Annotated in this window: 12 protein-coding genes; 3 read left to right on the forward strand and 9 right to left on the reverse strand. The window is 73.4% G+C overall.

Features of this window, described 5'->3' with window-relative positions; all coding sequences use genetic code 11:
* Both QJS33_RS25190 and QJS33_RS25195 read left to right on the forward strand, forming a co-directional pair.
* On the forward strand, nucleotides 1–330 hold a 330-nt coding region (locus QJS33_RS25190), incomplete at its 5' end, for a helix-turn-helix domain-containing protein (RefSeq protein ID WP_306370554.1).
* A 47-nt stretch (nucleotides 331–377) separates the two neighbouring features.
* Nucleotides 378–1,268, forward strand: a complete 891-nt coding sequence (locus tag QJS33_RS25195) for a hypothetical protein (RefSeq protein ID WP_306370555.1) — start codon at nucleotides 378–380, stop codon at nucleotides 1,266–1,268.
* 16 nt (nucleotides 1,269–1,284) lie between these two features.
* Here QJS33_RS25195 and QJS33_RS25200 read toward each other — a convergent pair whose 3' ends face one another.
* The 4 genes from QJS33_RS25200 to QJS33_RS25215 form a co-directional block, all read right to left on the reverse strand.
* Nucleotides 1,285–3,063: an ABC-F family ATP-binding cassette domain-containing protein gene (locus tag QJS33_RS25200; protein WP_306370556.1), complete on the reverse strand. Its 1,779-nt coding sequence runs from the start codon at nucleotides 3,061–3,063 to the stop codon at nucleotides 1,285–1,287.
* Nucleotides 3,064–3,257: 194 nt separating this feature from the next.
* Nucleotides 3,258–4,157, reverse strand: coding sequence for a transketolase family protein (locus tag QJS33_RS25205; protein WP_306370576.1), 900 nt, complete (start codon nucleotides 4,155–4,157; stop codon nucleotides 3,258–3,260).
* Nucleotides 4,158–4,233: 76 nt separating this feature from the next.
* A complete protein-coding gene (locus tag QJS33_RS25210) occupies nucleotides 4,234–4,944 on the reverse strand; it encodes a thiamine pyrophosphate-dependent enzyme (protein ID WP_306370557.1) in 711 nt (236 codons plus the stop codon).
* 82 nt (nucleotides 4,945–5,026) lie between these two features.
* Nucleotides 5,027–6,010: a 4-(cytidine 5'-diphospho)-2-C-methyl-D-erythritol kinase gene (locus QJS33_RS25215; RefSeq protein WP_306370558.1), complete on the reverse strand. Its 984-nt coding sequence runs from the start codon at nucleotides 6,008–6,010 to the stop codon at nucleotides 5,027–5,029.
* 265 nt (nucleotides 6,011–6,275) lie between these two features.
* Here QJS33_RS25215 and QJS33_RS25220 point away from each other — a divergent pair, with 265 nt between their 5' ends.
* Nucleotides 6,276–8,147 carry a serine/threonine-protein kinase gene (locus QJS33_RS25220; protein ID WP_306370559.1) on the forward strand — a complete coding sequence of 624 codons (1,872 nt, stop codon included), beginning with the start codon at nucleotides 6,276–6,278 and terminating at the stop codon, nucleotides 8,145–8,147.
* Between the two features lie 324 nt (nucleotides 8,148–8,471).
* On the opposite strand, the gene guaA is transcribed toward QJS33_RS25220, so the two are convergent.
* From guaA to QJS33_RS25245, 5 genes are all read right to left on the reverse strand, one after another.
* Nucleotides 8,472–10,055 (reverse strand): glutamine-hydrolyzing GMP synthase, encoded by a 1,584-nt coding sequence (gene guaA, locus QJS33_RS25225; RefSeq protein WP_306370560.1) that lies wholly within the window; start codon nucleotides 10,053–10,055, stop codon nucleotides 8,472–8,474.
* A 285-nt stretch (nucleotides 10,056–10,340) separates the two neighbouring features.
* Nucleotides 10,341–11,354, reverse strand: coding sequence for a UDP-glucose 4-epimerase GalE (gene galE / locus QJS33_RS25230; RefSeq protein ID WP_306370561.1), 1,014 nt, complete (start codon nucleotides 11,352–11,354; stop codon nucleotides 10,341–10,343).
* 146 nt (nucleotides 11,355–11,500) lie between these two features.
* Nucleotides 11,501–13,930 carry an endonuclease/exonuclease/phosphatase family protein gene (locus QJS33_RS25235; protein WP_306370562.1) on the reverse strand — a complete coding sequence of 810 codons (2,430 nt, stop codon included), beginning with the start codon at nucleotides 13,928–13,930 and terminating at the stop codon, nucleotides 11,501–11,503.
* A 261-nt stretch (nucleotides 13,931–14,191) separates the two neighbouring features.
* Nucleotides 14,192–16,792 carry a polynucleotide kinase-phosphatase gene (locus QJS33_RS25240; protein WP_306370563.1) on the reverse strand — a complete coding sequence of 867 codons (2,601 nt, stop codon included), beginning with the start codon at nucleotides 16,790–16,792 and terminating at the stop codon, nucleotides 14,192–14,194.
* 309 nt (nucleotides 16,793–17,101) lie between these two features.
* A complete protein-coding gene (locus QJS33_RS25245; protein ID WP_306370564.1) occupies nucleotides 17,102–18,655 on the reverse strand; it encodes a 3' terminal RNA ribose 2'-O-methyltransferase Hen1 in 1,554 nt (517 codons plus the stop codon).
* Between the last annotated feature and the right edge of the window lie 4 nt (nucleotides 18,656–18,659).

Genomic DNA, 18,659 nt, shown 5'->3' on the forward strand with positions numbered 1-18,659 from the left:
TGGCGGCGCGCCGACCCCGACCCCGCGGCGCTGCGCCTGGCCGCCTCCCTGGACCGTGCGGCCCGCGCCCCGGCCACGGCGGAGGCGATCGCGCGGGAGCACGGGATGTCCGAGCGCACGCTGCGGCGCACCTGCGACCGCGTCTTCGGCTACGGACCCAAGGCCCTCATGTCGATCCACCGCCTCCAGCGCGCCCTGCGTCTGGCCCGGTCCGGAACGCCGCTGGGCGAGGCCGCCGCCACCGCCGGGTACGCCGACCAGGCGCACTTCACCCGCGAGGCCGGGCGGCTGGCCGGGCTGCCGCCGGGGGCGCTACTGGACCGGCGGTGACCGTTTCGTTCAAGACCCGGGCCGCCCGCGGACGGCAGGCTGGCGGTATGGACATCGACCTCGACCGGGCGACCGCCTTCATGGCCGGGCACGCCCGCCTGCTGGACCGGCGGCGCTTCGAGCACCTCGTCCGCCCCACCGAGCACACCGGCCCCGCGATCCTCGCCGCGCTGGACGCCTACCGCAACCCCGACGGCGGCCACGGCCACGGCCTGGAACCCGACCTGCGCTCCCCCGAGAGCCAGCCCGGCGGCGCGCTGCACGCCCTGGAGGCCATGGCCGACGCCGCCCCCGCGACGTACCCGCACGCCCCGGCGCTGCTGGACCGGCTGGGCGCGGCGACCCTGCCCGACGGCGGGCTGCCGTTCGCGCTCCCCGTCACCGACCCGGCCGCCTGCGCGCCCTTCTGGGTGTCGGCCGACCCGGCCGCGTCCTCGTTGCAGATCACCGCCGCGGTCACCGCGCAGGCCCACCGTGCGGCCCGGACGGACCCCCGGGTGGCGGACCACCCGTGGCTCGCGACCGCGACGGAGTACTGCCTCGGGGAGATCGCCGCCATCGAGGAGGCGCCCTTCGCCTATGTGCTGTCGTTCGCGCTGGGGTTCCTCGACGCCGTCGTGGACACCCGCCCCGAGGCCGCCGGGCTGCTGCGCCGCCTGGCCCGGTTCGTGCCCGCCGACGGCCGGGTCCCCGTGGCCGGGGGCGCGGCGGGCGAGACGCTCCACCCGCTCGACTACGCCGCCGCGCCCGGCCGCCCGATCCGGGAGCACCTGGACGCCGGGGCCGTCGCCGCCGACCTCGACCGCCTGGAACGGGGGCAGCGCCCCGACGGCGGGTGGACCGTCGACTTCACGTCCCACTCCCCCGCCGCCGCGCTGGAGTGGCGCGGGTACACCACGGTGTCGGCGGTGGCCGCCCTGCGCGCCAACGGCCGCTGACCCGCGCCGAACGGGGTCAGTCGCCGACCAGCTCGGCCTGCTCCAGCCAGATCATCTCCAGCTCGTCCTTCTCGCCCGCCAGGGCCTTGGCCTCCGCGTCGAGCTCGGCGAGCCGGGTGTAGTCCTCGGCGGCGGCCGCCATCTGCTCGTGCAGTTCCGCCTCGCGCTTGGCGATCTTGTCCATCCGCCGCTCGACGCGCTGCATCTCCTTCTGCGCGGCGCGGCGGTCGGCCGCCGACACGGCGGGGCGCTCGGGCTCGGCGGCGGGGGCCGCGGCCCCGCCCGCGGTGGGCACCGCGACCTCTCCCAGGGCGCCGGCCCGGCGCTCCAGGTACTCGTCCACGCCGCCGGGCAGGAACGCCAGGGAACCGTCGCCCATGAGCGCGAGCACCCGGTCGGTGATCCGCTCCAGGAAGTACCGGTCGTGGGAGACCAGCACCAGGGAGCCGGGCCAGCCGTCGAGCAGGTCCTCCAGCTCGGTCAGGGTCTCGATGTCCAGGTCGTTGGTGGGCTCGTCCAGCAGCAGGACGTTGGGCTCGTCCATGAGCAGGCGCAGCAGCTGGAGGCGGCGCCGCTCGCCGCCGGACAGGTCGCCGATGGGGGTCCACTGGCGCTCGCCGCGGAACCCGAACCGCTCCAGCATCTGACTGGCGGTGTAGTCGCGCTTGCCGATGGTCACGTGCTCGCGCACGTCCATGACCGCCTGGAGCGGTCGCGCCTCGGGGTCCAGCTCGGTGACGTTCTGCGACAGGTGGGCGAGCCGGACGGTGCGCCCGGTGCGGACGTGGCCCGAGTCGGGCTCCCGCTCCTCGGCGAGGATCTTGAGCAGCGTGGACTTGCCCGCTCCGTTGACCCCGACCAGGCCGACCCGGTCGCCGGGGCCGAGCTGCCAGGTGAGGTGGTCCAGCAGGGTCCGGCCCGGGACGGTCGCCGTCACGTTCTTGAGGTCGATGACGGTCTTGCCCAGACGGGAGCTGGCGAACTTGACCAGCTCGACGGTGTCGCGGGCCGGCGGCTCGTCCGCGATCAGCCGGTTGGCCGCCTCGATGCGGAACTTGGGCTTGGAGGTGCGCGCGGGTGCGCCGCGGCGCAGCCAGGCCAGCTCCTTGCGCATGAGGTTCTGGCGGCGCTCCTCGGTGGCCGCGGCCTGGCGCTCGCGCTCGGCCTTGGCCAGCACGTAGGCGGCGTACCCGCCCTCGTAGCGCTCGACGGAGCCGCGCCCCACCTCCCAGGTGCGGGTGGTGACGGCGTCCAGGAACCAGCGGTCGTGGGTGACGACCACGAGCGACTCGGGGCGGTCGCGCAGGTGCTCGGCGAGCCAGTGGATGCCCTCGATGTCGAGGTGGTTGGTGGGCTCGTCCAGGACGATGAGGTCGTGGTCGCCGACCAGCAGCCGGGCCAGCCCGGCGCGGCGGCGCTCGCCGCCGGACAGCCCCGCCATGGGGGTGTCCAGGCTCCAGCCGCCGAGCAGTCCGCGCAGGATGTCGCGGGCGCGGGCGTCGCCCGCCCACTCGTGTTCGGCCCGCTCGCCCAGCACGAACCCGCCGACGGTGGTGTCGGGGAAGTCGTCGCGCTGGTGCAGGAAGCCCACGCGCAGACCGCGGTTGTGCACCACCCGGCCGGAGTCGGGGGGCAGGGCCCCGGCCAGCACGGAGATCAGCGTGGACTTTCCGCCGCCGTTGCGGCCGACCACGCCGATGCGCTCGCCCTCGTCCACGCCCAGTGACACCGAGTCGAGGAGCACGAGGGGCCCGTAGGCCAGGGACACGTCCTGAAGGTTGACCAGATTCGTCATCGTCCCCATTGTCCCGGGTACCGCCGGGTGCCCGGGACGGGCCCCCGGCACCGGTGGGTCACGCCGGACGCGGGGACGCCCGGACGAGGGGAGCCCGGGGCCGCACCACGCAAGGCCCCGGGCGGGTCCGCATCACTACATATCAGGATTTCACATGCCGTCGGGCACCAGGGTTCCCGCCCGGGCGCGTTCCCTCACACCAGGAAGAAGTCGCGGGCGGCCCGCGCGATTCCCGGGGTGTCCAGCCCGTGCGCCCGGGCGTGGTCGGCCGGGGTGCCGTAGGCGCGCAGCTCCGTGTCCCTCGGCACGCCGAGGGAGAGCTGGCGGTGCCTGCGGTCGGCCAGCGCCTCGGAGACCTCGTGCGCGGAGGTGCCCCTGAGGTAGGGCTCCACCAGCATCACGTCGGCGTTCCCCGCGGCGGCGACCAGGGCGTTGAGCCCGGCGCGGTCGAAGGGGCGCACGGTGGCGGTGTAGGCGACGGTGACGTCGAGGTCGGCGGTGGCCTCCAGGGTGCGGTCGAGCATGGGCCCGACGGCCACGACCACCCCGGCGGAGCGGGTCGAGCCGGGCCGGACCACGGTCAGGCCCCGGGAGAACGGCAGGGGGGCGCGGTTGGCGCTGCCGTCCAGCCGGATGTACACCCGGTCGTCGCCGGGAAGGGCGTCGCGCAGGGCGTCGCGCACCTCGTCGGCGTGGCCGGGCACGTGGACGGTCCAGCCGGGCAGGGTGTCGATCAGGGCGACGTCGCCGGGGGCCTGGTGGGTGCGGCCCGCCGCGGCGGCGTCGTAGGAGCCGCCGACACTGACCAGGACCGCGCCGACGTCCTGGTGCCCCAGGTCGAGCTTGATCTGCTCGAAGGGGCGCTCCACCAGGAAGGGCGCATAGGTGTGCACCACCGGCCGCATTCCGGTGAGGGCGAGCCCGCCCGCGGTGCCGATCATGGCCTGCTCACGGATGCCCAGGTCGATGACACGGCCGGGGTGGCGGACGGCGGCCCGGCGGAACATCCCGGCGGAGATGACCGCGAGGACCACGGCGATGCGGGGGTCGTTCTCCATCTCCTCGTTGACGGCTGCGGCGAACGCCTCGCGCATGTCCCGGGTCGCGGCGGCCTGCGGACGAGTGGTGGTCGTGGTGCTGGTCACGGTTCTTCTCCCTCGGTTCGGCGGGTCAGTTCGCGGAGCGGACGCGGGCGACGACGGCGAGCGGCCGGTCGCCCCAGGGGCGGGTGAACGCGGCGTACAGGGCGTCGTGGTCGCGGCCCTGGACCTCGCGGGTGGCCCAGCCCTCGATCTCGAAGCGGCGCGCGATCCCGCCGGGCCAGCCGTGCATGGCCGACCCGTTGTCGATGACCACGGTGGTGAGGGAGCCGACGCCCAGCCGCCCGGCGGCGGCGATGGCCTCGTGGTTGCTGCCCTCGTCGAGTTCGCCGTCGCCGACGAGCACCACCGTGCGGGGCGCGGTTCCGTCGGGGCGGCGCACGTTCTGGGCGCGCAGTCCCAGGGCGGTGCCCAGGGCGAGGGGCAGGCCGTGGCCGAGCGAGCCGCTGCCGATCTCCACACCGGGGACGAGCACCCGGTCGGGGTGGTGGCCCAGGGCGGAGCCGAAGGAGGTCCAGCCGCGCAGCGCGGACACGTCGAGGAAGCCCTTGGCGGCCAGGACGGCGTAGAACGCGGCGGGGCCGTGGCCCTTGGAGAGCAGGAAGCGGTCCCGGGCGGGGTCGTCGGCGGTCTCGGGCGAGACGGCCAGGACCCGGTCGTAGAGGACCCAGACCACGTCGAGTGTGGAGTGCGCGGCGGCACTGTGCTTCTCGTCGCCCTCCATCAGACCGATGAGGGCGGGCAGGTCGGCGTAACGGGTGAGGGCTGCTGTCGTCGGCATGACCCCAGTCTTCAATCTCAACCAAGGTTGAGGTCAATGCGAGGATCGGGGTCCCTCACCCGGAAACCGTCAGTGATTTACGTCACACGAAGACCGTGCCGGGGACGTCCCCGTCGGCCCGCACGATCTGCTCGCACAACCCGCTCGCCTCCAGCGAGGCCACCACCGCGGCCTCCCGCTCGGCGACCACCGACGACTCCTCGGCGCCGCCGCCCACCAGGAACGCGCAGGTCGGACCGGATCCGGACACCAGAGCACCCAGCGCCCCGGCCGACGCGCCCGTCTTGAGCGTGCGCTCCAGCTCCGGCAGCAGCGACAGCGCCGCCTCCTGGAGGTCGTTGGCCAACGCCCGGCCCAGGGCCGCGGGGTCCGCAGCGGCCAGCGCGTCCCGCAGGGCCGTGCTCAGCTCCGGGGCGGGCGCGTCGGGCCGCAGCCGGTCGTACTCGGCGAACACCGCGCCCGTGGACAGCCCGTGCGGGGACAGTGCGAACACCCAGCGGTACCGGCCGGGGCTGGCCACCGGCTCCAGGATCTCGCCCCGCCCCCGGCCCACCGCGGTGCCTCCCACCAGGGGAAAGGCCACGTCACTGCCGAGCACCGCGGCCAACCGCAGCAGGTCTTCACGGGGCAGGCCGGTCTGCCACAGCCGGTCACAGGCGACCAGGGCGGCCGCCGCGTCGGCGCTGCCGCCGGCCATCCCGCCCGCCACCGGGATGCGCTTCTCCAGATGGATGCGCACCGGGCGGCCCCGGCCGGTCTCCCGGCCCAACAGGTCGGCGGCGCCCGCGGCGAGGTTCGAGGCGTCCAGCGGCACACGTGACAGATGGGAGACCGAACGGCCGTTCGCCGTCAGTTCGGCGAGGAGCGTCCCCCCGTCCGGCGAGGTGCTACCGTCGGGTCGCCCACTGCGCGGTCCCGCCTCCCGAACGGTAACCTCATCGAAAAGCGAGACCGCGTGGAAAACGTTGACGAGGTCGTGGAACCCGTCCTCACGTGCGGGCCCTACCGCCAACTGGAGGTTGACCTTCGCGGGAACCCGCACGGTTACGGTGGTATCTACTGTCACGAGTCTCCAATCGTAAAGGAACCCCCACCTTGCGTGAACGCACATCCCCGCAGGGGAACCGCTGTGTTCACCCCTGCTCCGTGAGACGAACACGATGTTCGGGCGGAAACGGGAACCAAGGGCACGGTTCGGGGATCGTCACCATTGTCATGTCAGTCACCGCCCTTCCGCGAACCGGACCGATGCGGTCCGTGAGTGGGAATCAGGGCACAAACACCGCTACCTTGGGGCAAGGCGGAGTTTGGACACCGTCGGGGAGGGCTACTTGCCGTCGGATGGGCTCCCGAAGAACCTGGAACCGCTGGGCGCCGGAGATCCGGCCACCATCGGTCCCTACGTGCTGTCCGGGAAGCTGGGCAGCGGCGGCATGGGCACCGTCTACCTCGGCAGCATGCCGGACCGGAACAACCAGGTAGCGATCAAGGTCATCCGCCCCGAACTCGCCTTCGACGAGGCGACCCGGGCGCGGTTCCGCGACGAGATGGAAAACGCCCGCAAGGTCGCCTCCTTCTGCACCGCGAAGGTCCTCGACCACGGCACGTTCGAGAACCGGCCGTACATGGTGACCGAGTACATCGCGGGCACCGCGCTGGCCGAGCACATCGCCCAGAACGGTCCCCTGGACTCCTCCACCCTGCACGGGTTCGCCTTGGGCGTGGCCGCCGCGCTCGCCGCGATCCACCGCACCGGCCTGGTGCACCGCGACCTGAAGCCCGCCAACGTGCTGCTGTCGCTGTCGGGTCCGCGCGTGATCGACTTCGGTATCGCCCGGGCCATGAACACCGCCACCAACCACACCCAGACGGGCATCGTCATGGGCAGTCCGGGCTGGATGGCGCCCGAGCAGCTGCTGGAAGAGCAGGTCACCACCAAGGCGGACATCTTCGCCTGGGGGTGCCTGGTCGCGTTCGCGGGCAACGGCACCCACCCCTTCGGCAACGGCGACGCCATGACGCTGGGCAAGCGGGTGCTGTTCGCCGAACCCCAGATCGGCAACCTCGACAGCCCCCTGGACCGGCTGGTGCTGCGGGCCCTGGACAAGGACCCCAACCGGCGGCCCACCGCCCAGGACCTGCTCCTGGAGCTGGCGGGCGGCGAGGACACCTCCAACCCCAACGACATGGTGTCGCACGCGCTGCACCAGTCGTGGCGGCCCAATCTGCCCCCGCCGATGCCGCACGGGCCGCCGCAGGGCGCCCACCAGACCATGGCCGGCATGCGCCACCCGGCGCCCGGCGCCTACCAGGCACCGCCCGCCGCCCCGCCCGTGCCGCAGGCCAACCCGCACCAGAGCGGCACGTTCGTGCGCCCGGCCCCGGGGCACCCCGGCGGCGGGCATCCGCCGCAGGGACCGCCGCCCCCGCACCCGCAGGCCGGTGGCCCGGTCGGGCCGCCGCCCGCCCAGCACCCGGCCTCCACCGGGGCGGTCCCGATCGTGCCGCCCGCCGACCGGCAGGCGCCGCGTCCGGGCCCGCAGCCGTACGTGCCGCCGGTGCCGCCGCCCCCGCACCGGCCGACCGGCCCGGCCAACCGGCGCGGGCTGGTCATCATCGCCGCGGCCGCCGCCGTGGCCCTGGTCCTGACGCTGCTGGCGGTGCTGTACGTGGTGGCCGACCTGGGCGACGACGACTCCCCGCCCGCTCCGCGGACGGAGCAGCCCGACACCTCCACCGTCCCCGAGGAAGGGGACGCCGAGGGGCCCGGGGACGAGGACACCGCCGACCCGCCGACCCCCGGCAGCGGGCCCATGGAGGGCACCAGCGCCGATGGCCTGGCCCGTGTGGAAGTACTCGATGTCGAGTGCGACCAGACGACCATCCCCAGCCGCGAGGTCCAGGTGCAGGCGAACGGGCACTACTGCGTGCTCGACGTGGACTTCACCAACCTGAGCGACGCGCCCGTGCTGCTGGACCACGAGGCCCAGGGTGTGCGGACCGAGCTACAGCAGGAGGTCGTCGCGGACCGGCCCAGCCGGGTCGAGGAGCGGGCCTCCCTGTGGGAGACCGTCCGGCCGGGCGAGACCGCCAACGGGATCGTGGTGTTCACCCTCCACGTCGGCGAGTACCCCGAGGTCCTGCTGTTCCGCCACGAGCGGTTCGCCGAGCCCGTCGAGATCTTCCTCCGGGACGCCGACTGAGCAGCGTCGGCGGCTAGGGCGAGGCCGACGGCGGGACCGAGGGCACCGGCCACGACGACCGGCCCACGACCGCAGGCCCTCCCGCGAAGGGCGACCACGGACGGCCCGGGACCGGGCAAGACCCACAGGAACACGAAGAGGACCGGCCCACGACCGGACCGAGGACACCCGCCCGCCGAGAACACCGGCCACGACGACCGGACCACGACCGCAAGCCCTCCCGCGAAGAGCGACCACGGACGGCCCGGGACCGGGCAAGACCCACAGGAACACGAAGAGGACCGGCCCACGGCCGGTCCCCTCACGCGTGGACGCCGGGAGCACCTACTCCCACTCGATGGTGCCCGGGGGCTTGCTGGTGACGTCGAGCGTCACCCGGTTGATCTCGCGGACCTCGTTGGTGATCCGGTTGGAGATCTTGGCCAGCACGTCGTAGGGCACGCGCGACCAGTCGGCGGTCATCGCGTCCTCGCTGCTGACCGGGCGCAGCACCACGGGGTGGCCGTAGGTGCGGCCGTCGCCCTGGACGCCGACCGAGCGGACGTCGGCGAGCAGCACCACCGGGCACTGCCAGATCTCGCGGTCCAGCCCGGCGTGGGACAGCTCCTCGCGGGCGATGGCGTCGGCCTCGCGCAGGATGTCCAGGCGCTCGCGGGTGACCTCGCCGATGATGCGGATGCCCAGGCCCGGGCCGGGGAACGGCTGGCGCCAGACCATCTCCGGGGGCAGGCCCAGTTCCTCGCCGACCTTGCGGACCTCGTCCTTGAACAGTTCGCGCAGCGGCTCCACCAGGGTGAACTGGAGGTCGTCGGGCAGGCCGCCCACGTTGTGGTGGGACTTGATGTTGGCGGTGCCGGTGCCGCCGCCGGACTCCACCACGTCCGGGTACAGGGTGCCCTGCACCAGGAACTCGACCTCGCCGCCGGACTCGCCGCTCTCGGCGACGACCTCGCGGGCCGCCTGCTCGAAGACGCGGATGAACTCGCGGCCGATGATCTTGCGCTTCTCCTCGGGGTCGGTCACCCCGGCCAGCGCGGTCAGGAAGCGCTCCTCGGCGTCCACGACCTTGAGCCTGGCGCCGGTGATCGCCACGAAGTCCTTCTCGACCTGTTCGGCCTCGCCCTTGCGCAGCAGGCCGTGGTCGACGAACACACAGGTCAGCTGGTCGCCGACGGCGCGCTGCACCAGGGCGCCCGCCACCGCGGAGTCGACGCCGCCGCTGAGGCCGCAGATGACCTGCTTGTCGCCGATCTGCTCGCGGACCCGGGAGACCTGCTCGTCGACGATGTTCAGCATCGTCCAGGTGGGGCGGCAGCCCGCACCCTCGTACAGGAAGCGGCGCAGCACCTCCTGGCCGTGCTCGCTGTGCAGGACCTCGGGGTGGAACTGGACGCCGAAGAGGCGGCGGTCGGTGTCCTCGAACGCGGCCACCGGGGCGCCCGCGGTGGTGGCGACGGCGCGGAAGCCGGCGGGGGCCTCGATCACCGAGTCGCCGTGGGACATCCACACCGGCTGCTCGGCGGGCAGCCCGGTGAACAGCAGGGAGTCCCCGGCGGTCACCCTGAGCTCGGTGCGGCCGAACTCGCTCAGGTCGGTCTTGTCGACCGTCCCGCCCAGGGCGCGGGTCATGGCCTGGAAGCCGTAGCAGATACCGAAGGTCGGGACGCCGGTCTCGAAGAGTTCGGCCCCGACGTTGGGCGCCCCCTCGGCGTACACCGAGGAGGGACCGCCGGAGAGGATGATCGCCTTCGGCTTCTTGGCGAGCATCTCCTCCACGGGCATGGTCGAGGGCACGATCTCGCTGTGCACGTGAGCTTCGCGCACCCGCCGGGCGATCAGCTGCGCGTACTGCGCGCCGAAGTCCACGACGAGGACGGTGTCGAACGTGCTGTCAGCACCAACGGACACGACGGAGGACCTTCCGCAGGAGTTCAGGGATACGCCCAGTCTAGGGCGTGTCCGGTGGATACTCGCCCTGCTGCGCGACGCCCCGAACCGTCCCCCGTCGCGTTCTCATCGGTCGACGGGGAACCCCGCCCCGGCTCCTTCCCCGGCCTTGCGGTGAACGCCCCGGGACCGCCACCCGTCGCCACCCGCAACGGACGCCTACGGCGCGGTCCCCCTTCTTGTGACGCACGGCATCCGCTGGACACGCCCCGGCGCACCCCGTGTCCGGCGGGTGCGCGGTCGGGCTCAGCCCGCGAACCCGCGCGGGTTGGCCGACTGCCAGCGCCAGGCGTCGGCGCAGGCCTCGTCCAGGTCGCGGGCGGCCTTCCAGCCCAGGTCGCGGGCGGCGGCGGAGGGGTCGGCCGAGCAGACGGCGATGTCGCCGGGGCGGCGGTCCATCACCTTGTAGGGCAGGGGGCGGCCCACGGCCCGCTCGAACGCGCGCAGGCACTCCAGGACCGAGTGCCCCTTGCCGCTGCCGAGGTTGTACACCCGGTGGCCGGGCGCGTCCGCCAGGTGCTCCAGCGCGGCCAGGTGGCCGCGGGCCAGGTCGACGACGTGCAGGTAGTCGCGGACGCCGGTGCCGTCGGCGGTGTCGTAGTCGTCGCCGAACACCCGGAGGAACTCGCGGCGGCCCGCGGCGACCTGGGCGATGTAGGGCAGCAGGTTGTTGGGGGTCCCCTGCGGGTCCTCGCCGATCAGGCCGCTGGGGTGGGCCCCGACGGGGTTGAAGTAGCGCAGGGAGACGATGCGCCAACGGGGGTCGGCGGCGGCCAGGTCCGTCAGGATGCGCTCGCCGAACAGCTTGGTGGCGCCGTAGGGGTTGGTGGCGCTGAGCGCGGCGTCCTCGGGGATGGGCACCGTCTCGGGGTCGCCGTAGACCGTGGCCGAGGAGCTGAAGACCAGGTCGCGGACGCCCTGCGCGTCCATGGCCTCGACCAGGGAGAGGAGGGCGTCGATGTTGTTGCGGTAGTAGCGCAGGGGCTGGGCGACGGATTCCCCGACGGCCTTGAGGCCGGCCGTGTGGACGACGGCGTCGATGTCGTGCTCGGCCAGGACGCGGGAGACGGTAGCCCGGTCGGTGCAGTCGCCGGTCTCCAGCACGGGCGCGTGCCCGGTGATCCGCTCGACCCGGCGCAGGGACTCGGCGTGGCTGTTCACCAGGTTGTCCAGGACGACGACCCGGTGTCCGGCCTCCAGGAGTTCGACCGCGGTGTGCGAGCCGATGTACCCGGCCCCGCCGGTGAGCAGTACGTTCATCTTCACTTCCCTGGCTGGTGAGGAGCTCCCGCCGTGAGGCGGATGCCCACCAGCATAGGTTCCCGGGCGGCCGGGGCGCGCGGGGACCGGGAGGTGCCCCCGCGCCCGGGCGGCGGGTGCCGCCGGGGCGCGGGGCGCGGGTCCGGTCAGGGGCGGCCCGGCGGGGTGGAGCGGCGGGTGTCCAGCCACAGCACCTGCGGGTCGTGGTCGCTGACCTGGTCGTGGAACTCGGAGTTGATCCGCACGACCTGGTAGTCCACGCGACCGGCGATCGCCTGGTTGACCAGGATGTGGTCCAGGGCCTGGGAGTTGCCGTCGTACACGTAGTTGTAGCGCTCCCCGGCGGGCAGGTCCATCATCGGGTTGTACAGCGGGCCGTCACCGGTGAGGATGTCCAGGGTCCGGGAGAACTGGAAGTCGTTGAGGTCGCCCATGACCACCAGGTTCGCGTCGGGGTCCACGGCCAGCAGCTCGTCGGCGAAGTCGGCCACCAGCTCGGCCTGGGCGTGGCGCTGCTCCTCGCTGCTGCGGTGGGGCGGCTGCATGACGCCGTGCAGCGACTGGTCGCCGCCCTTGGACCCGAAGTGGTTGGTCACCACGTAGAGGTCGCGGTTGAGCGCGCGGAAGTGCCCGACCAGCGGCTTTCGGCTGTCGTCCCAGGCCGCGTCCTCGGGTTCGATGCGTCCCGGGGACACCGACAGTTCGGCGCCGCGGGCGCCCTCGACGACCTCGACGGCGGTGGTGGCGTCGCCGCCGGGGCGGTCCACGAACCGCACGCGGGCCGGGTCGAAGAGGAAGGCGTTGCGGATGTTACCGCCGGGCACGCCGCCGTCCTGCTTGTCCTCGGGGCTGATCTGCCGCCACTCGTAGGCCGGCCCGCCCTGTGCCTCGACGGCCGCGACCAGGCGGTCCAGGGTGACCCCGGGGTCGACGGTGCCGTCGTCCACCGTGCCGTTGTCGTCCTGGATCTCCTCCAGGCCGATGATGTCGGGCGAGTCGAGGTACTCGACGATACCGGTGGCCAGCGCGTCGTACTTGTCCTGGTCGTCCTGGCCGCCGAGGTTCTCGACGTTGTAGGTGGCGACGGAGACCTCGTACCGGGCGGTGTCCCGGACGGGGGTGCGCTCCAGGTCGCCGACCACGTGCTCGCCCAGGGTGGTGGCGCGCACGAGGTAGCCGCCGAACCGGCTGTAGTACACCGGGCCCTCGGTCACCCCGGCGAGGGTGTCGCCCACGTTGACCTGGGGGAACGGGTGGACGTCGCGGTCGAGCAGGGACTCGATCTTGACCCGGCCCGCGTTGGGGTCGTCGTAGGAGCCGTAGGCCACGCCGCCGTTGTCGGTGCGGTTGTGCTCGGGCTCCACGGTGACCCAGAACGCGAAGTAGCGGTCGGTGGGGGCGATGACGGGGGCGTCCTCGACCCGCACCATCATGTGCTCGTGGGCGGCCCAGAAGTCCAGGGCGTAGGCGTCGGGCGCCAGCTCCAGGTCGGTGATGTCGCCGCCGTGGTCGGGGGCGTACTCCTCGGGGATCACCCCGGCCTCCAGGGCCACCGACTCCGGCACGGTGTTGCCGGTGGACAGGACCGTCCACTGCGCGCGGTCGATCTGGGTGATGGTCTGCGTCCCGCTGCCGGGCCGGTACTCGTTGACCCGGCCGGAGACCAGGATCTCGTCGCCGGGCGCGACGCCGGGAGTGGTGGAGCCGGTGAAGACGAACAGGCCCTCGCTGGTGCGCGGGTCGCCGTCGCCCTCGGTGTCCTGGAACCAGAAGCCCTGTGCGCTGCCGAAGGCGTTGACGGCGGTGACCACACCGGGCACCCCGGTGACGGTGTCACCGGCGTGCGGGGAGGTGCGGGTGATGCCCTGGATGTCGTGGATGCGCAGGTCGCCGGGCTCGTCGGGGCCGCCGGGCTCGCCCGGATCATCGTCGGGGCCCTCGCCGGCGGCGTTCACGGGGGTGGGTTCGCCCGCGGTGAAGTCGGCGGCGTTGTCATCGGTGTCGGCGAGGTCGCCGCCGCGGGCGGCCGCGGTGGTGTTGGAGAGCCTGGGGGCGGACTCCCCCTCGCGGACGACGGCGCCGCCGTAGCCGACGATGTCGACGACGGACTCGTCCGCGGCGCAGTCGGCGGCGGTACGGCACTCGACGGGCGCGGTGCCCGAGACGAGCAGGACGGTGCCCGCCGTGGCCGACATGTTGGTCGATCCGGCGGCGTCCGGGGCGGGGAGGTCGACCTCTCCCCCGGCGCCCGCGGCGTGGCGGACCAGGTAGCGGCCCTCGGCGGGGATCTCCCCGGACAGCGGGGTGACCTGCACGTTGGTGGTCGGCTTCGGCGAGGACGGGAGGTACTGGACGCTCCAGCCGTCGACGGAGACCGGGGCGCCTGCGGCGTTGCCCAGCTCGACGAAGTCGTGGCGCAGCGTCGCTCCGCTGTTGCCGCCGCCTCCGTAGACCTCGGCGATCACCGGTGTGCCGGTGTCGGCGGCCGCCGGGGCCGAGGCAAGGGCCGCGGTCAGGAGCACCGCGGCCGCGGCGGACGTCGGCGCGATCAGGCGCCGTGGTCGAGTGGGGGACACGTTCTCTCCGGGGGTACTGGGGAGTAAGGGCGGGGACATCATGTCCCTTTTGCGTGTCCGTTGGTAAGAGCCGACATGAAAAGAAGGCGAAGCGGGCCCGGGTTGGTGTGATCCACCCAGGCCCGCTCCGCCCTCCGTTCGTACGATCCGCCGAAACGGCCGGACGCCCGACCGCCGAGCCGGATCGGGGCGGCCGTCAGGCCGTCCGCCGAGGGCGGTGGCGGGCGACGGGCGGGCCCGGAACGGCCCGCCGGACACGGCCTAGAGACGCGGGTCGACCGGCTCGGTCTCCAGCGCCAGAGCCGCGAACACCGGTTCATGGACCCGCCACAACGGTTCGCGACGGGCGTGCCGGGCCAGGGCCTCCAGCCCCAGCTTGTGCTCGCGCATGGCCAGCCCGAGCTTGCCGCCGAGCCTGCGCTCCTTGAGGACCTCCAGGCGGGCGGGGTCGGTGTAGTCGTGGCCGTAGATGATCCGCAGGTACTCGGGGCCGCGCACCTTCAGGCCGGGCTGGGTCAGCCCCTTGGTGCCCGTGGCGCGGGCGCCCTGGAGCGGCTTGACGACCATGCCCTCGCCCCCGGCGTCCACCATCTCCTGCCACCAGGTGGCGGCGGAGGCGCAGGCGGCCGGGTCGGTGGTGTCCACCACCCGGTAGCGGGTGGGGCGCACCAGCGGGTCCGCCTCGGCCAGCCGCTCCGCCGTGGCCATGTGCCACAGGTGGTCGGCGTCGGAGTACTCGCGGCCCTCGGAGGCCAGCACGGCGAAGGGCGCGAACTGAAGCCCGGCGACGCCGTCGGTGTCCCAGGAGTAGCGCCGGTACACCCGGCTGAACCCCTCCATCTGCTCGGTGCTGCGCGCGACCGCCTCCACCAGGCGGCCCACGTCCAGGCCGCGTTCGGCGGCCGCGGCCAGGGCCGCGCCCGCGGCGGGCAGCGCGGCGCGGGCCGCCGCGCCCACCGAGGCGTACTGGTCGCGGATGAGCGTGCGGGCCTTGGCCGACCAGGGCAGCAGTTCCCCGTCCAGGGCGATCCAGTCGGTGCCCAGCCGGTCCCACAGCCCGGCGCCGGTGACGGCGGCGCGCAGCCGGTCCACCACCTCGCCGCGCAGCACGGGGTCGGCGAAGAACGGCCGCCCGGTGCGGGTGTACACCGTGCCCAGGGACCCCGGGGCGAACCGCCGTTCGGCGGCCTCCTCGTCGCGGCACAGCACGGCGACGGCGCGCGAGCCCATGTGCTTCTCCTCGCACACGACCTGCCCGACGCCGGCGGCGCGGTACCAGGAGAAGGCCTCGTCGGGGTGTTCCAGGTGGCCGGGTGCGGCGGCGGTGGGCGCCGGGGCCATGGTCGGCGGCAGGTACAGCAGCCACCGCGGGTCGACGGAGAACCGGCTCATCACCTCCAGGGCGCCCAGGGTGGACGCGCCGTCGGTGCGGACGGTCCCGAACTCCGTCTCGACGAACAGGCCGGGGTGGTGGTCGCCGATGCCCACGTCGGTGATGTCCACGACGGTGTCGGAGCGGTCCCCGCCCTCCGCCTGCGCGGGGGCCTCGCCGCCCATCGGCCGTACCGGCTCGTACCAGGTCTCGTGCGCGTCGACGTCGACGATCTCGCGCTCGGGGTAGCGCAGCGCGGTCAGCTTCCCGCCGAACACGCAGCCGGTGTCCAGGCACAGGGTGTTGTTGACCCACTCGGCCTTGAGCACGGGGGTGTGGCCGTACACGACGGCCGCCCTGCCCCGGTAGTCGCGGGCCCAGGGCAGGCGGACCGGCAGCCCGTACTCGTCGGTCTCGCCGGTGGTGTCGCCGTACAGCGCGAAGGAGCGCACCCGGCCGGAGGCGCGCCCGTGGTAGGCCTCCTTGAGCCCGGCGTGCGCGACCACCAGCCTGCCCTCGTCGAGGATCAGGTGGCTGACCAGTCCGTCGCAGAAGTCGAGGACCTCCTTGCGGAACTCCTCGCTCTCCCGGCCCAGCTGCTCCAGGGACTCGGCGAGCCCGTGGGTGGTGGTGACCTTGACGCCGCGCAGCGCCCGGATCAGCTTGTTCTCGTGGTTGCCCGGTACGCAGAGGGCGTCGCCGTCGCGGACCATGCCCATGGCCAGGCGCAGCACGCCGGGGGTGTCGGGGCCCCGGTCCACGAGGTCGCCGACGAACACGGCGGTGCGGCCCTGCGGGTGGCGGGCGCCGACGGCCCTGCCCTGTTCGTCCCGGGTGAGCCCGTAGCCGAGGGAGGTGAGCAGCTCCTCCAGTTCCTCGCGGCAGCCGTGGACGTCGCCGATGATGTCGAAGGGGCCGGTGAGCTCGCGCTTGTCGGGCCAGGCGCGTTCGCGCTCGATGACGGCGGCGTCGATCTCCTCGGGGCCGTTGAGGACGTGGACCTTGCGGAACCCCTCCTTGCGCAGGTACTTGAGGCTTCGGCGCAGGTCCCGGCGCTGCCGGGGGATGACGTGGTCGCCGAAGTCCCGGTCGGGCCGGGTCCGGTTGCGTTCCTTCGCCAGGGCCTCGGGCACGTCGAGGACGATCGCGGTGGACAGCACGTTGTTGGCCTTGGCGACGGCCAGGAGTTCGGCGCGCGCCTTGGACTGCACGTTGGTGGCGTCCACCACGGTGAGCAGGCCGCGACGCAGCCGGATGTCCAGGACGGTGTTCAGCAGGGCGAAGGCGTCGGCGGTGGCGCCCTGGTCGTTCTCGTCGTCGCTGACCAGCCCGCGGCAGAAGTCGGAGGAGATGACCTCGGTGGGCTTGAAGTGGCGGGCGGCGAAGGTGGACTTGCCCGCGCCGGACACGCCGACCAGCACGACGAGTCCCATGGCGGGCACGCCCAGGACGCGGGGCGCGGTGTCCGGGGCGGTCTCATCGGTGTTCATCGGGGCTCCTTCGGAATACTCCCGGCTTCAGCCGGGGGAAGAACCAAACTCCCTGCGGAGCAGGGCAAAAAGACGAGATTCCCCCCAGGACGAAAGACCGTCTTGTATGATCGGCGAGCCGGTCCGGGGCGAAAACCAAGCCACGGACCGGCCTACCGCCGGGCTGGCGGGAAGTCAGGTCTGTGGAGCCTGTGTAAGACCGATGGTCGGCACTCCGACCTTCGCCGTGAAAGCGGGTCGGCGACGAGCTGTGAAGCAGAAAACTCGACTCGTGAGGGAAGAATCTCCCTGCTTCAGCTGGGAGAGATGTCAACGGGTGAACACTCCCATCTGGGTCGGGGAGCCGGTGGCCGGGTCCTGGGGACCCACCGGCAGGTAGCGGACGGTGTAGCCGTTGCGTTCGGCGACGGCGTCCGCCCACAGGGTGAACTCGGCGCGGGTCCACTCGAATCGGTGGTCCCGGTGGCGGAACGCGCCGTCGGCCAGGCCCTCGTAGTGGACGTTGTACTCGGCGTTGGGGGTGGTGACCACGACGACGCGGGGGTGCGCGGCGGAGAACACGGTCTCCTCCAGGGCCAGCAGCCGCTCCGGGTCGACGTGCTCGACGACCTCCATGAGCACGACGGCGTCGTGCCCGGCGAAGCGGGCGTCCCGGTAGACGGCCGAGCCGACGAGCAGCTCGGGGCGGGGCGGGCGCCCGCCCTGTTCCCGGACGCCCTCGGCGTCGGCGAACAGGTTCCGGTGGCGTCCGCGGCCGTTGGGGGCGCAGCCCCGGCAGGTCTTGCGGTGGGCCATCTGGAGGGAGACGGTGTCGACGTCCACCCCGGTGATCCGCTCCAGTGTCGGGTCGGCGACCAGCTTCGCCAGCAGGGCGCCGGGGCCGCAGCCCAGGTCCAGGACGCTGGAGGCGTTCTCCGCGCGCAGCACGGCCAGGACCGCCCCGGCGCGCTGCTCTGCCAGCGAGGGGGTGCGCTCGCCGGCCTCCGCGGCGGGTACGGCGGGTACGGGCCGTGCCGGGTCCTCCTCCAGGGCCGGGTCGGCCTCCTCCTCCGGCAGGTCGTCGGCCGCGGCCAGCCGGGCCAGGGCGGTGCGCACGTAGGCGTTGCGCCGGTTGAGGTAGCGGCGGGTGATCCAGGCGCGCTCGGGGTGGCGGGCCAGCCAGGGGGACCGGGCCTGCGGGTCCTCCTCGGTGGTCTGCTCCTCGGCGTCGGTGACGCGCAGCCCGCCGGCGCGCAGCAGCTTGTCGATCTCGCCGCGGTCCACCCAGTAGTGCTTGCTCCCGTCCATGGCGGGCAGCAGGACGTACAGGTGGCTCAGCGCCTCCGACAGCACCTGGTCGCCGGACAGGGTGAGCGACAGGTAGTGGGAGTCGCCCCAGCCGGGCAGGCCGGGGTCGAGCGGCACGGGCTCGGCGCCCACCCGCCAGCCCAGGGGCTCGAACAGGGCGCGCGCCTTGTCGGCACCGGCCCGGCAGGGCACCGCGGGCAGGTGGAGTTCGAGGGGCAGCGGGGCGGCGGCCAGTTCCGGCCGCGCCTCGCAGGCGCCCTTGAGCGCGGAGCGGAACACCCGGCCCAGCGCCACCGTGAACAGCGAGGAGGTGGCGAAGGGGCGGTCGTTCACGTACTGGGCCAGGGCGAAGTCGGGTGTGCTGACGGAGGTGCGCGCCCGCAGCAGCGCCTGGGGGTCGACCTCCAGGAGCAGGGCCGCCGTACAGCGTTCCGCCGTGGCCTCGGGGTAGAAGACATGGGCGGTCCCGAAGGACTGCTCGAAGCTCTGCGCCCGCTCCGGGTTCTTGTGGAGCAGGAATCCGAGGTCCGTGGCCGGGGCCGCCGGGGTCGCGGTGGTGGTGATCGTCAATAGCACCCGT

Source organism: Nocardiopsis sp. CC223A, assembly GCF_030766825.1.
Taxonomy (GTDB): domain Bacteria; phylum Actinomycetota; class Actinomycetes; order Streptosporangiales; family Streptosporangiaceae; genus Nocardiopsis.